The organism is Streptomyces sp. NPDC086787 (genome assembly GCF_044745865.1).
Taxonomy (GTDB): Bacteria; Actinomycetota; Actinomycetes; order Streptomycetales; family Streptomycetaceae; genus Streptomyces.
In genome coordinates this window covers 426,053-438,312 of sequence record NZ_JBIVBC010000005.1, presented here as the reverse complement: position 1 = coordinate 438,312, position 12,260 = coordinate 426,053, and the positions used below count along the sequence as shown (strand labels likewise).

The following is a 12,260-nucleotide window of genomic DNA, read 5'->3' as shown; positions in this document are numbered from 1 at the left end:
CGGCGGTTCAGCGGCGTACGGCCGGATTCCGCCGCGACAGCCACAACGCACCCGCGGCGCCCGCGAGGAGGACCGTGCCGCCGAGTGTGCCGAGGGCGACGAACGAGTCCTCGGGGCCGGTCTGGGGGAGGGCGGCGCCGGAGCCGGTGCCGCCGGACGAAGACCCCGACGACCCCGAGGAACCTGAAGAGCCGGAAGAGCCCGAGGCGCCGCTGGAGCCGCCGGCCGCCGTCACGTCCAGGGTCAGGGACGGCCCGGGACTGTTGGCCGGGGTGCAGGTCGTCGTCGTACCGAGCGCCTTGATGGTGAGCACACCGGCCGTGAAGGTGACCTTGCCGGTCTTCGCCGGTGTGTAGGTGCCGCTCAGGTCATTGATCTTGATGGGGGTGTTGGCCGGGATCGCTCCCTGGTTGGCCGGGCCCGACACGGCCAGCGTGCCGCTGCCGACGCCGCCCAGCCTGATGGTGGCGCTCGGGTTCATGGCGCCCTTGCCCAGCTCGACCGGACTGGAGGACACACCCTTCTGCCAGGACATGGTGATGCGGTAGCCGCTGCCGCTCCTGACACCCTTGATGTCGATGGGCGAGACGGCGCTCTTGTCACCGATGGGCGTCTTGCACTGGTAGTTGACGTCGACGACGTCGGCGTGAGCCGTCGGCGCGGTCAGCAGGACCACGGACCCGGCCAGCGCGGCGGCGGACGCGAGCGCGGCGGTTCTCTTCGGGTACGGCACGGGCCCACCCCATTTCCTGACGGTATATCAGATTGGCCGTCAAGGTACGCCGGGGGCCGTGCGGAGGGAAGACAAAGCGCACGCCGGAGTTGTGTCGATCCGGCGTGCGCGGGAAGGGGGTCGGGTGGAGAGGGCGCTGTCGCGTGTGGCGGGTGAGGCAGGTGCGGGCCCTAGGCCGGGGCACCCAGCTCGGCCCACACCGTCTTGCCGGGGACGCCCGGGGACCGTACGACTCCCCAGTCCAGGCACAGCCGCTGCACGATGAACATCCCGTGACCGCCGGGGCGCCCGGCGCGGTGCGGGGTGCGCGGGGCAGGCTGGCCGGTGCCGCGGTCGGCGACCTCCAGGCGGATCACCTTCCGGTCGCAGGAGAGCACCAGTTCGTCCGGGCCCTCGGCGTGCAGACAGGCATTGGTGACCAGCTCGGAGACGACCAGCAGTACGTCCTCGGCCGCGGCCCGCCGTTCGGCACCGGCCGCCGGGAGCCAGCCCCACGCGTACAACGCCTGGCGGGTGAAGTCACGGGCGAGCGGGACGACCCCGCTCTCGCCTGCCAGGCGCAGTCTGCGGACCTGACGGCCTTCCGGCGGTACGGGCGGAGCGGCCGCGTCCCGCAAGGGCGCACCGGCGGCCGGCACAGCCCCCTCGGACACACCGGGAACGCCCCCGGGCTCCGAGCCGCGGTCGCCCGGCGGGTAGGGCCGGGTGGTGCTCATCAGCGCTTCACCTCACCGATTCGCCTGTTCACGATTCACCATCTTCGACCGACGCCGATCGACTGGTCGTACTTTTCGCACTCGCTTTTCGCACTTGTTTCGCACTTGATACGCGGGACGTCGTTGTTCACTCGCCTCCTGCGGTACCGCCAGTCACCGACGGGCTCAGGATCTCTCCTGCCCTGCGGATCCGGCGGAACACCCCCCTTTGCGACGCGACCGGCGCAACGCTCGCCGCACGCGCCCCGGCGGGCTGCCACGGCGCGGCTCAGCCGGTCTCGTCGGCCAGCGCCGCCGCGACGGAGTCGTGCACGGTGAAGACCGCGTCCGCCCCGGTGATCTCGAACACACGGGCCACCACCGGCAGCATCCCCGCCAGGTGCACCCCGCCACCCGCGGACTCCGCCTTCAGGCGGGCGCCGAGCAGTACGTTCAGGCCCGTGGAATCGCAGAACTCAAGCCGTGAACAGTCCACGACAAGCCGCGAGTGGCCTTTGACGAGAAGGTCGTCGAGCGGCTCGCGCAGTAGATCGGCGGTGTGGTGATCGAGCTCACCTGCCGGTGTCACTACGGCGCTGGAGCCTTCTTCCCGCACCTCCACCAGAAGCCGGCCCGACTGTGCGCTGCCGACCGTCCCGTGGTCCATTGCCGTCTCTCTCCCGAGGTCGTGGCTGCTGACTGACTGCCCTGCCGGTTTCGGCCGGTGCCCTCGAACACTACGCCTTCCCTTCACACTCCGACACCCGAACAACCTCTCATCATCTGACATACCGTGTCGCAACGCACTTGCGATGAGCTGCATGAACCGGGTAGGGCTAGTAGAGACACGTAAACCGACACGGCCGGCTTTGGAGGCGCCGCACACCGCAGTGCACGTACGGCTTCGGCAGCCATACGCCGAGAACGATGGAGGACCCCCATGTCACCCCGGCTCGACGCATCGCATACCCCGACGGCGACGTCGACACCCCCACCGGTACAACTGGATCCCATCGACGGGCTCCCCGAGATCCCGCCGTTCGACGAGGTCGGTGCGGTGGATGCGCGGGCTCTGTCCAAGACCCTCTTCGAGCGGCTCGAAGCGCTGGAGGAAGGCACGCACGAGTACGCGTACGTACGCAACACGCTCGTCGAGCTCAACCTCGCGCTGGTCAAGTTCGCCGCCTCCCGGTTCCGCTCCCGCAGCGAGCCGATGGAGGACATCATCCAGGTCGGCACCATCGGCCTGATCAAGGCGATCGACCGCTTCCAGCTCTCGCGCGGTGTCGAGTTCCCGACCTTCGCGATGCCAACCATCATCGGCGAGATCAAGCGGTTCTTCCGCGACACCTCGTGGTCCGTGCGCGTCCCGCGCCGGCTCCAGGAGCTGCGGATCGACCTGGCCAAGGCCGGTGACGAGCTGTCGCAGCGGCTGGACCGCGCGCCGACGGTGGCTGAACTGGCCGAGCGGCTGGGCCTGTCGAACGAAGAGGTGGTCGAGGGCATGGCGGCGTCCAACGCCTACACCGCCTCCTCCCTGGACGCCCAGCCCGACGAGGAAGACTCCGAGGGCGCGCTCTCGCACCGCATCGGCTACGAGGACCACGGACTCGAAGGCATCGAGTACGTCGAGTCCCTGAAGCCGCTGATCGCCGAACTCCCGCCCCGGGACCGGAAGATCCTCTCGCTCCGCTTCGTCGCCGGGCTGACCCAGTCGGAGATCGGCGAAGAACTCGGCATCTCGCAGATGCACGTGTCGCGGCTGCTGACGCGGACGCTCGTACGACTGCGCAAGGGGCTCACTCTGGAGGAGTGAGTCCACCGGAGTGAGCCCACAAGGGTGAATCTCCCCGAGGCGGTTCGGCCGGAAACGGCCGGACCGCCTCGCTTTTGTCTGCCCGTCGCCCCGGTTACGGGTTGCCTGGGTTACCGGCAGAAACCCTTTCCCCGGCAGCCCTCCTCCACCACTATGGGCACGCCAAACCGGCCGGTACGTCAGGTACCCGGGTGCGAGGGGAGACGCGGCGATGAGCGCGGGCGAGGAGCACGCGGGGGCACCGGACGCGCGGCTGACCGAACTGCTGCGGGCCGCGACCGCGGCCGCGTACCCGGCGCTCCAGGAACTCCGCGCGCGACACCACCCCTCGGTCCTCGCGTACGCCCGCCTGTGCACGACGAGCGAGTCGTCCGCACGAAGGCTGGCCGCGCAGACCTTCACGACGGCCGCCCGGGACACCGCGCGCGGGATGGAGCCGCCGGTGCCCTGGCGTCATCAGCTCCTGCTGCTCGCGGCGGTCACGGCCGCGGACTGGGCCGGTGACGAACGCTCGGCGGGCGTGGATCCCGGCCTCCTGCTGATCCTGAACACGACGGGCGCTCCCGGCGGCCCGACCCCACCCCTGCTGGCGGCGTTCCGAACGCTGCCCTCCCGGACGCAGGGCCTGATCTGGTACGGCGTCCTGGAGCGGGAGGACGAGGGCACGACGGCCGCCTTCCTGGGCCTGACCGGACAGGACGTGCGACATGGCACCCCGCAGGCACTCCAGGCCATGGCCAAGGCCTGTCTGCGGTCCCGTCTGGCCGCCTCGGACGACCCGCGCTGCGGGGACTTCCGCCGTCTGATCGAGGAGTCGGTACGGCCGGACAACCCCCGCCGGAGCGGCGATCTGTACGCCCATATGGCCCACTGCCCGCACTGCGCCGGCGCCCATGAGGACCTCGTCGCCCTGCGTGACACCCCGCGTTCCGCGCTGGCGGACGGGCTGCTGCCCTGGGCGGGCGGGGCGTACGCCGGGCGGGACGCACCGCCCGCCGGGGCGGCCGACCTCCCGGCGTCCCCCGACCGGCGATCGCCCCGGCGCCTGCTGCTCCCCGCGGCCGCTCTGGGGGTCGCGCTCACGCCGCTGCTGGTGCTCCTGCTGTCCCCGTCGGGCTCGCACGGACAGCGCTCGGCCGGTGCGACGCCGTCCTCCTCGAACCCACCGGTGACGGTGACGGTCCCGGCGCCGCCCGCGTCTCCGTCCCCGTCCCCGTCCGCCCCCGCGAAGTCCCCGTCCCCGAGCGCCACCTCCCGGCCCCCGGTCACTCCGTCCGCCGAGCCGAGGCCCGCGCCGAGGCGGACGTCCGCCCCGACGCCCTCGCCGCCCGGCGGCGCCTTCGCCCAGGTGGTGAACGCGGCCGACGGTCGCTGCCTGGACGTCCGGGACGCGTACTTCGACAACGGCACGGACGTCGTGACCGTGACCTGCTCGTCCTCCCCCACTCAGCGCTGGCGGGTCGACGCCGGACGCGAGATCGTCCAGTCCGCCGCCGACCCCGACTTCTGCCTGGACAGCCGGGGCGACGTCGACCGGGGCGTCGGCATCTGGGAGTGCGACTCGGTCGACGGCGACCACGGCGTCAACCTCCGCTTCACCGTGGACTTCGACGGGGTGATCCGCCCGGCGATCGCGACCGGCACGGCGGTCACCCCGGACGGCGGGTCCGGGGTGTCGCTGGAGCCGTTCGGCGGAGGAGCCGAGCAGCGCTGGCGGGCCGGGGCCCGGTGAGGCCCCGGCCCGGTGCCGGGCGGGTCAGACCTCGCGCGTGCCGCGCCGCCAGACCCCGCTGACCAGCGGCACACCCGGCCGGTAGGCCAGGTGCACATGGCTCGGCGCGTCGAGCAGGAGCAGGTCGGCGCGGGCACCGGCGGTCAGCCGGCCCACGTCGTCACGGCGCAGCGCCGCCGCCCCGCCCGCCGTGGCGGACCACACGGCCTCGTCCGGGGTCATGCCCATGTCCCGCACCGCCAGCGCGATGCAGAAGGGGACCGAGGAGGTGAAGGACGAGCCCGGGTTGCAGTCCGTCGACAGGGCGACCGTGACGCCCGCGTCCAGCAGGCGCCGGGCGTCGGGCCACTCGGCGCGGGTGGAGAACTCGGCGCCGGGCAGCAGCGTGGCGACCGTACGGCCGCTCGCCAGGGCGTCCACGTCGGCGTCCGTGAGGTGGGTGCAGTGGTCGGCGCTGGCCGCGTCGAGTTCGACGGCGAGCTGGACGCCGGGGCCGTAGGAGAGCTGGTTGGCGTGAACACGGGCCGTCAGGCCCCTGGCCTGGCCCGCGGTGAGGATCGCGCGCGCCTGGTCGCCGTCGAAGGCGCCCTTCTCGCAGAAGACGTCGATCCAGCGGGCGTGCGGGGCGCAGGCGTCCAGCATCTCGCCGGTGACCAGGGCGACGTAGGCCGCCGGGTCCTCGGCGTACTCGGGCGCGACGATGTGGGCGCCGAGGTAGGTGACCTCGTCGGTGTGGGCGGCGGCGATGCGCAGGGCGCGGGCCTCGTCGGCGACGGTGAGGCCGTAGCCCGACTTGGTCTCGAAGGTCGTGGTGCCCTGGCGGAGCGCCTCGCCGAGATAGCGGGTGAGGTTGGCCTCCAGGGCCGCGTCCGTGGCGGCCCGGGTGGCCGCGACAGTCGTACGGATGCCGCCCGCGGTGTAGGAGCGGCCGGACATGCGGGCGTTGAACTCCTGGGTGCGGTCGCCCGCGAAGACCAGGTGGGAGTGGGAGTCGACGAAGCCCGGCAGGACCCCGCGGCCACCGGCGTCGACCCGGTTGTCAGTGGCGGGTGCTTTGCTTGACTCACCGGTCCACGCGATGCGCTCGCCCTCGATGACGAGCGCCGCGTCCTGGATCAGGCCGAGGGGAGAGTTGTCGCCGAGGGAGGGATCGTTGGTGACCAGCGTGGCGATGTTGGTGATGACGGTGCTGCTGCTCATGGTGTCCTCGAAGGTGGCGGTGGGATTCAGCCGTGCAGGGCGGCGATGGCGTCGGCAAGCGCCGCCGGCACATCGGGCACGAGCGCGTGGACTCCGTCGCGTACGACATGGCGGCCGCCCACGACCGTGTGCCGCACATCCGCCCCGGAGGCGGCGAATACGGCCGTCTCGGCACCGAGTCGCGGCGGCGGTCCCGCTGTCCTGACCGAGTCGAGGCGGATCGTCGTCCAGTCGGCGAGGGCACCGGACGCGATCGTGCCTGCCGTGTCCCAGCCGAGGGCCGCGTGGCCGTCGGCGGAGGCCGCGCGCAGCAGCGCCGCCGCGGTCCAGTGCCCGCGGGTGCGGGTGCGCAGCCGCTCGTTCAGCTCCATGGCGCGCGCCTCCTCGAACAGGTCGATGACGGCGTGGCTGTCGGAGCCGAGGGACAGCGGGGAGCCCGCGCGCTGGAGGTCGACGGCGGGGCCGATGCCGTCCGCCAGGTCGCGCTCCGTGGTCGGGCACATGCAGGTGCCGGTGCCGGAGCCGCCGAGGAGGGCGATGTCCTCGTCGGTGAGGTGGGTGTTGTGGACGCCGGTGGTGCGTGGGCCGAGGACCCCGTGGTCGGCGAGCAGCCGGGTGGGGGTGCGGCCGTGGGCGGCCTGGCAGGCGTCGTTCTCGGCGGTCTGCTCGGACAGGTGCACATGCAGCGGGGCCCGCCGCTCCTCGGCCCATCCGGCGACCGTCGCCAGTTCCCGCGCGGGCACGGCCCGTACGGAGTGGATCGCCGCCCCGATCCGTGCGTGATCCCGTTCCTTGAGAAGTGAACAGCGTTCGGCCCAGTTCTCCGCGGTGCCGTCGGAGAAGCGCAGCTGGTGGTGGCTGGGCGCCTGTCCGAAGCCGGAGGACAGGTAGGCGGTGTCGAGGAGGGTGATGCGGATCCCGGCTTCGGCGGCGGCCGCGACGAGCGCCTCGCCCATCGCGTTCGGGTCGGCGTACGGGGTGCCGCCGGGCGCGTGGTGCACGTAGTGGAACTCGCCCACGCAGGTGATGCCGGCCAGTGCCATCTCGGCGTACACGGCGCGGGCGAGGGCGTGGTAGGTGTCCGGGGTCAGCCGGTCGGCGACGGAGTACATCACTTCGCGCCAGGTCCAGAAGGTCCCGCTGCCCACCTGGACGGTGCCTCTCAGCGCCCGGTGGAAGGCATGGGAGTGGGCGTTGGCCAGCCCGGGGAGGGTCAGGCCGCGCAGGGTCTCGGCGCCGGGCGGCGGGGTGGGGACGTCGGTGTGGAGGGCGGTGATCCGGCCGTCGGCCACCTCGACGGTCACGCCCGGCTCGACGCGGTTGTCGAGCCAGGCGTGCTCCAGCCAGTACGTCCGTGCGGTCGCCGTCCGTGTGGTCGCCGTCTGTGCGGTCACGTGCGGGCCAGCCCTTCCAGTACGTCGGCGAGCGCGGTCACCCCGGCCACGCAGTCGTCCTCGGCGGCGAACTCGGCCGGGGAGTGCGAGACGCCGGTGGGGTTGCGCACGAACAGCATGGCGGTCGGGATGCTCCCGGAGAGGATTCCGGCGTCGTGTCCGGCGCCGGTGCCGAGGACCGGCACCTTGAGGCCGGTGTCCGTGCCGAGGATGCGGCCCAGTTCGTCGCGCAGCGCGTGGTCGAACTCGACCACCGGGGTGAAGGACTCCCGGACCACGTCGAGGTCGACACCGTGTGCGGTGGCATGGGCGAGGGCCGCCTCACGCACGGCCGTGACGACGGTGTCCAGGGTCTCCTGGTCGGCGGCGCGGGAGTCGAGCCAGCCGCGCACCAGGGAGGGGATCGCGTTGACCCCGTTCGGCTCGACGGCGATCTTGCCGAAGGTGGCGACGGCACCGGCGAGTTCGGCCTCGCGGCGGGCGGCGAGCACGGTCTCGGCGTACGGCGGCATCGGGTCGCGCCGGTCCACGATCCGGGTCGTGCCGGCGTGGTTGGCCTCGCCGCGGAAGTCGAACCGCCAGCGGCCGTGCGGCCAGATGGCACTGGCGATGCCCACCCGGTCGCCGGACAGGTCCAGCGCGCGGCCCTGTTCGACGTGGAGTTCCACGAAGGCGCCGATGCGGGCGAGGCGTTCCGGGTCCGGTCCGATGGCGTCGGGGTCGTATCCGGCGGCCTCCATGGCGCGCGGCAGGGTGATGCCGTCGGCGTCGGTGAGCCGGTGCGCCTGCTCGACGGTGAGGTGTCCCGCGGTGAGCCGTGAGCCGACGCAGGCGAGCCCGAACCGGGCGCCTTCCTCGTCGCCGAAGTTCACGATGGCCAGGGTCCTGGTGAACCGCGTTCCCCTCCGGCGCAGTTCGTCCAGGGCGGCGAACGAGGAGACGACACCGAGGGGGCCGTCGAAGGCGCCACCGTCGGGTACCGAGTCCAGGTGCGATCCGGTGACAACGGCGTCCCCGGCGGCGGGGTCGCCGAGCCAGGCCCACTGGTTGCCGTTCCGGTCGACCTCGTAGGCCAGCCCGCGCACGTCGGCCTGCTCCCGGAACCAGGCCCGGCAGTCGCGGTCGGCGCCGGTCCAGGCGTAGCGCCGGTAGCCACCGGAGTCGGGGTGGCGGCCCAGGGGGGCCAGCTCGGCCCACATGTCATGGAAAGAGGGAGCACCCTGGGGGTGGGCGGGCCCGGCCGGGGCGGCGGACGGCGACGCGGGGCCGCCTCCCGCCGGCCCGCTGCCGCCCGGCTCCGCCGAACGGCTGCTCACGCCTGGTCACCCTCGCGCATCGGCACCCGGACCCCGCGCTCCTGGGAGACGGACTCCGCGATGTCGTACCCGGCGTCCACGTGCCGGATGACGCCCATGCCCGGGTCGTTGGTGAGGACGCGCCGGATCTTCTCGCCGCCGAGCTTGGTGCCGTCGGCGACGGTGACCTGGCCGGCGTGGATGGACCGGCCCATGCCCACGCCGCCGCCGTGGTGGAGGGACACCCACGACGCGCCGGAGGCCACGTTGACCATGGCGTTGAGCAGCGGCCAGTCGGCGATCGCGTCGGAGCCGTCGAGCATGGCCTCGGTCTCCCGGTACGGGGAGGCGACGGAGCCGCAGTCGAGGTGGTCGCGGCCGATGGCCAGCGGGGCGGCCAGTTCGCCGGAGGCGACCATGTCGTTGAAGCGCTCGCCGGCCTTGTCGCGCTCGCCGTAGCCGAGCCAGCAGATGCGGGCGGGCAGGCCCTGGAAGTGGACGCGCTCACCGGCCATCTTGATCCAGCGGTGCAGGGACTCGTTCTCCGGGAAGAGTTCCAGGATCGCCTTGTCGGTCTTGGCGATGTCGGAGGCCTCGCCGGACAGGGCGGCCCAGCGGAAGGGGCCCTTGCCCTCGCAGAACAGCGGGCGGATGTAGGCGGGGACGAAGCCGGGGAAGGCGAAGGCACGGTCGTAGCCGGCGAGCTGGGCCTCGCCACGGATGGAGTTGCCGTAGTCGAAGACCTCGGCGCCGGCGTCCATGAAGCCGACCATGGCCTCGACGTGCCGGGCCATGGACTCGCGGGCGCGGGTGGTGAAGCCGGCCGGGTCCTTGGCGGCGGCGTCCGCCATGTCCTCGAAGGCCACGTCCACCGGGAGGTAGGCCAGCGGGTCGTGGGCGGAGGTCTGGTCGGTGACGATGTCGATGGGGGCGTTCATGGCGAGCAGCTGCGGGACCAGCTCCGCGGCGTTGCCGAGGACGCCGATGGAGAGCGGGCGGCGGGCGTCGCGGGCCTCGGTGGCGAGCTGGAGGGCGTGGTCGAGGCTGTCGGCCTTGACGTCGAGGTAGCGGTGCTCGATGCGGCGCTCGATGGCGCGCGGGTCGCAGTCGATGCAGATCGCGACGCCGTCGTTCATGGTCACCGCGAGCGGCTGGGCGCCGCCCATGCCGCCGAGGCCGGCGGTGAGGGTGATGGTCCCGGCGAGGGTTCCGCCGAACTTCTTCGCGGCGACGGCGGAGAAGGTCTCGTAGGTGCCCTGGAGGATGCCCTGGGTGCCGATGTAGATCCAGGACCCGGCGGTCATCTGGCCGTACATGGTCAGGCCGAGGGCCTCCAGACGGCGGAACTCCTCCCAGTTGGCCCAGTCGCCGACCAGGTTGGAGTTGGCGATGAGGACACGCGGTGCCCACTCGTGGGTCTGCATCACGCCGACCGGGCGGCCGGACTGGACCAGCATGGTCTCGTCCTGCTTGAGGGTCCGCAGCGTGCGCACCATGGCGTCGAAGGAGCGCCAGTCGCGGGCGGCCTTGCCGGTGCCGCCGTAGACGACGAGCTTGTCGGGGTGTTCGGCGACCTCGGGGTCGAGGTTGTTCTGCAGCATCCGCAGAGCGGCTTCCTGCTGCCAGCCGAGGGTGCTCAGTTCCGTACCGCGCTGGGCTCGTACGGGGCGGGGTCCCGACATCGTCTGCCTCCTCCTGTTACTACGTCTATTCACATCCTGGCCATCTGAATAGAGCTAGTCAATACGTTGACGGTGTCACGTCCGCGCGCCGGGGATGTTTGGCTGGAACGAAACCGACGAAGGCGACGGGGCACGGCGACGAGGGACCGCACCGAGGAAAGACCCGAAGGCAGGGAGAGGTCGTGGAGGAGCACATCGGCAGCGAGGCCCGCGAGCGGGGCACCCGGCGGGACGACGCGGTGCGCGCGGTGGTGAAGCAGGGACTGCTGGGTCCGGATGCCGCCGTGGTGGGGCTGCTGGACGTGACCGGGATCCGGGAGTCGGCGGCGGCGCTGCGTGCGGCGTTCGAGGCGGTCACGGCGCCCGGCACCCCGGTGCTGCACACCTTCGCGGTGAAGGCGGCGCCGCTGGTCGCGGTGGTACGGCTGCTGGGCGAGGAGGGCGTGGGCGCCGAGGTGGCCAGCCCGGGCGAGCTGGCGCTGGCGCGGGCCGCCGGGACGCCGCCGGAGCGGATCGTCCTGGACTCGCCCGCCAAGACGGTGGCCGAACTGCGCGAGGCGCTGGCGCTGGGGATCGCCGTCAACGCGGACAACCCGCAGGAGCTGGAGCGCGTGGACGCGCTGGCGCGGTCCGCCCCCGACCGTCTGCCGCCGCTCGGGCTCCGGGTGAATCCGCAGGTCGGCGGCGGCTCCATCGAGTCGACGTCGACGGCGACCCCGACCTCGAAGTTCGGGGTGGCGCTGCGCGACGAGGGAGCCCGCGAATGGGTCCTGCGGGCGTACGCCGACCGGCCGTGGCTGACCCGGCTGCACGCGCACACCGGCTCGCAGGGCATTCCCCTGCCACTGATGGCCGAGGGTGTGGCGGAGGCGTACCGGCTGGCCGAGGAGATCAACGCGCGCGTGGGGCGTCGGCAGGTCGACACGATCGACATCGGCGGCGGGCTGCCGGTGAACTTCGCCTCCGAGGAGACGGCGCCGACGTACGGCGAGTACGCCCGTCTGCTGCGGGAGACGGTGCCGGGGCTGCTCGACGGGCGGTACGGCCTGGTCACCGAGTTCGGGCGGTCACTGCTGGCCAAGCACGGGACGGTGGTGGCACGGGTGGAGTACACCAAGAGCGCGGGCGGGCGCCGGATCGCGGTGACCCACGCGGGCGTGCAGGTGGCGACGCGCACGGTGTACGCGCCCGAGGCGTGGCCGCTGAGGATCGCCGCGTACGACGCGAAGGGGCGACCCCGGTCGGGGCCGGAGGTGGTGCAGGACGTGGCGGGTCCGGCCTGTTTCGCGGGCGACCTGCTCGCCCGTGGGCGCGCGCTGCCGCCGCTGGAGCAGGGCGATCTGGCGGCCGCACTGGACACCGGCGCGTACTGCTTCGCCCACCACTATGCCTACAACTCCCTTGCCCGGCCCGGGGTTTACGGCTTCGCGCCGGACGGTTCCGGAGGTGTGGCGTTCGCGACGGTGCGCGAGCCGCAGTCGCTCGACGAGATCGTGGCCGACTCCGGAGGGGCGCACGCGGGGGCCCTCACCACCCTCGGGGCGTCCGGGAGCCGTTGACGCGCCCCGGTCACCACGGAGATGACGGAAGGGAAAAGCAGACAAGCCGACCAACCATAGTCGCGCGGAGCACGTTCCACTGGAAAATGCCAGAAGACCCACTCCTCCCGCACACGTTGCGTAGTGTCTCCGTCACTCAGTCGGAGTAGCCAGG

At 72.5% G+C, this 12,260-nt stretch carries 10 protein-coding genes; 3 read left to right on the top strand and 7 right to left on the bottom strand.

The features are described from left to right. Positions 1-7: 7 nt before the first annotated feature. From ACIPK3_RS16275 to ACIPK3_RS16265, 3 genes are all read right to left on the bottom strand, one after another. Positions 8-733, bottom strand: coding sequence for an LPXTG cell wall anchor domain-containing protein (locus ACIPK3_RS16275; protein WP_402570114.1), 726 nt, complete (start codon positions 731-733; stop codon positions 8-10). Between the two features lie 170 nt (positions 734-903). After that, entirely contained in the window at positions 904-1,449 is a 546-nt protein-coding gene (locus ACIPK3_RS16270) for an ATP-binding protein (protein ID WP_402570112.1), read from the bottom strand. 268 nt (positions 1,450-1,717) lie between these two features. Further along, the gene (locus tag ACIPK3_RS16265) at positions 1,718-2,095 is read right to left on the bottom strand and encodes an STAS domain-containing protein (RefSeq protein ID WP_402570110.1); all 378 of its coding nucleotides are present in this window, start codon (positions 2,093-2,095) and stop codon (positions 1,718-1,720) included. 273 nt (positions 2,096-2,368) lie between these two features. Here ACIPK3_RS16265 and ACIPK3_RS16260 point away from each other — a divergent pair, with 273 nt between their 5' ends. Further along, on the top strand, positions 2,369-3,244 hold the full coding sequence (locus ACIPK3_RS16260; protein WP_402570108.1) for an RNA polymerase sigma factor SigF: 876 nt from the start codon (positions 2,369-2,371) through the stop codon (positions 3,242-3,244). Between the two features lie 211 nt (positions 3,245-3,455). After that, complete coding sequence (locus ACIPK3_RS16255; protein WP_402570106.1) at positions 3,456-4,976, top strand: ricin-type beta-trefoil lectin domain protein; 1,521 nt, start codon at positions 3,456-3,458, stop codon at positions 4,974-4,976. Between the two features lie 24 nt (positions 4,977-5,000). Here the strand turns inward: ACIPK3_RS16255 and hutI are convergent, their stop codons facing one another. The 4 genes from hutI to hutU form a co-directional block, all read right to left on the bottom strand. Beyond that, on the bottom strand, positions 5,001-6,176 hold the full coding sequence (gene hutI / locus ACIPK3_RS16250; RefSeq protein WP_402570104.1) for an imidazolonepropionase: 1,176 nt from the start codon (positions 6,174-6,176) through the stop codon (positions 5,001-5,003). Between the two features lie 26 nt (positions 6,177-6,202). After that, positions 6,203-7,570 (bottom strand): formimidoylglutamate deiminase, encoded by a 1,368-nt coding sequence (locus ACIPK3_RS16245; RefSeq protein WP_402570102.1) that lies wholly within the window; start codon positions 7,568-7,570, stop codon positions 6,203-6,205. Further along, the gene (locus ACIPK3_RS16240; RefSeq protein WP_402570222.1) at positions 7,567-8,769 is read right to left on the bottom strand and encodes an allantoate amidohydrolase; all 1,203 of its coding nucleotides are present in this window, start codon (positions 8,767-8,769) and stop codon (positions 7,567-7,569) included. The genes ACIPK3_RS16245 and ACIPK3_RS16240 overlap by 4 nt, the downstream gene beginning before the upstream one ends. A 113-nt stretch (positions 8,770-8,882) precedes the next feature. Then, positions 8,883-10,547: a urocanate hydratase gene (hutU, locus tag ACIPK3_RS16235; protein ID WP_402570101.1), complete on the bottom strand. Its 1,665-nt coding sequence runs from the start codon at positions 10,545-10,547 to the stop codon at positions 8,883-8,885. Between the two features lie 182 nt (positions 10,548-10,729). On the opposite strand from hutU, the gene ACIPK3_RS16230 reads away from it, so the two are divergent. After that, a complete protein-coding gene (locus ACIPK3_RS16230; protein ID WP_402570100.1) occupies positions 10,730-12,106 on the top strand; it encodes a diaminopimelate decarboxylase in 1,377 nt (458 codons plus the stop codon). Positions 12,107-12,260: the final 154 nt, after the last annotated feature.

Bases quoted from the DNA above. Each gene is read 5' to 3' on its own strand.
- ACIPK3_RS16240 (WP_402570222.1), bottom strand. From the start codon at position 8,769: ATGTGGGCCGAGCTGGCCCCCCTGGGCCGCCACCCCGACTCCGGTGGC.
- ACIPK3_RS16260 (WP_402570108.1), top strand. From the start codon at position 2,369: ATGTCACCCCGGCTCGACGCATCGCATACCCCGACGGCGACGTCGACA.
- hutU (WP_402570101.1), bottom strand. From the start codon at position 10,547: ATGTCGGGACCCCGCCCCGTACGAGCCCAGCGCGGTACGGAACTGAGC.
- hutI (WP_402570104.1), bottom strand. From the start codon at position 6,176: ATGAGCAGCAGCACCGTCATCACCAACATCGCCACGCTGGTCACCAAC.
- ACIPK3_RS16265 (WP_402570110.1), bottom strand. From the start codon at position 2,095: ATGGACCACGGGACGGTCGGCAGCGCACAGTCGGGCCGGCTTCTGGTG.
- ACIPK3_RS16255 (WP_402570106.1), top strand. From the start codon at position 3,456: ATGAGCGCGGGCGAGGAGCACGCGGGGGCACCGGACGCGCGGCTGACC.
- ACIPK3_RS16270 (WP_402570112.1), bottom strand. From the start codon at position 1,449: ATGAGCACCACCCGGCCCTACCCGCCGGGCGACCGCGGCTCGGAGCCC.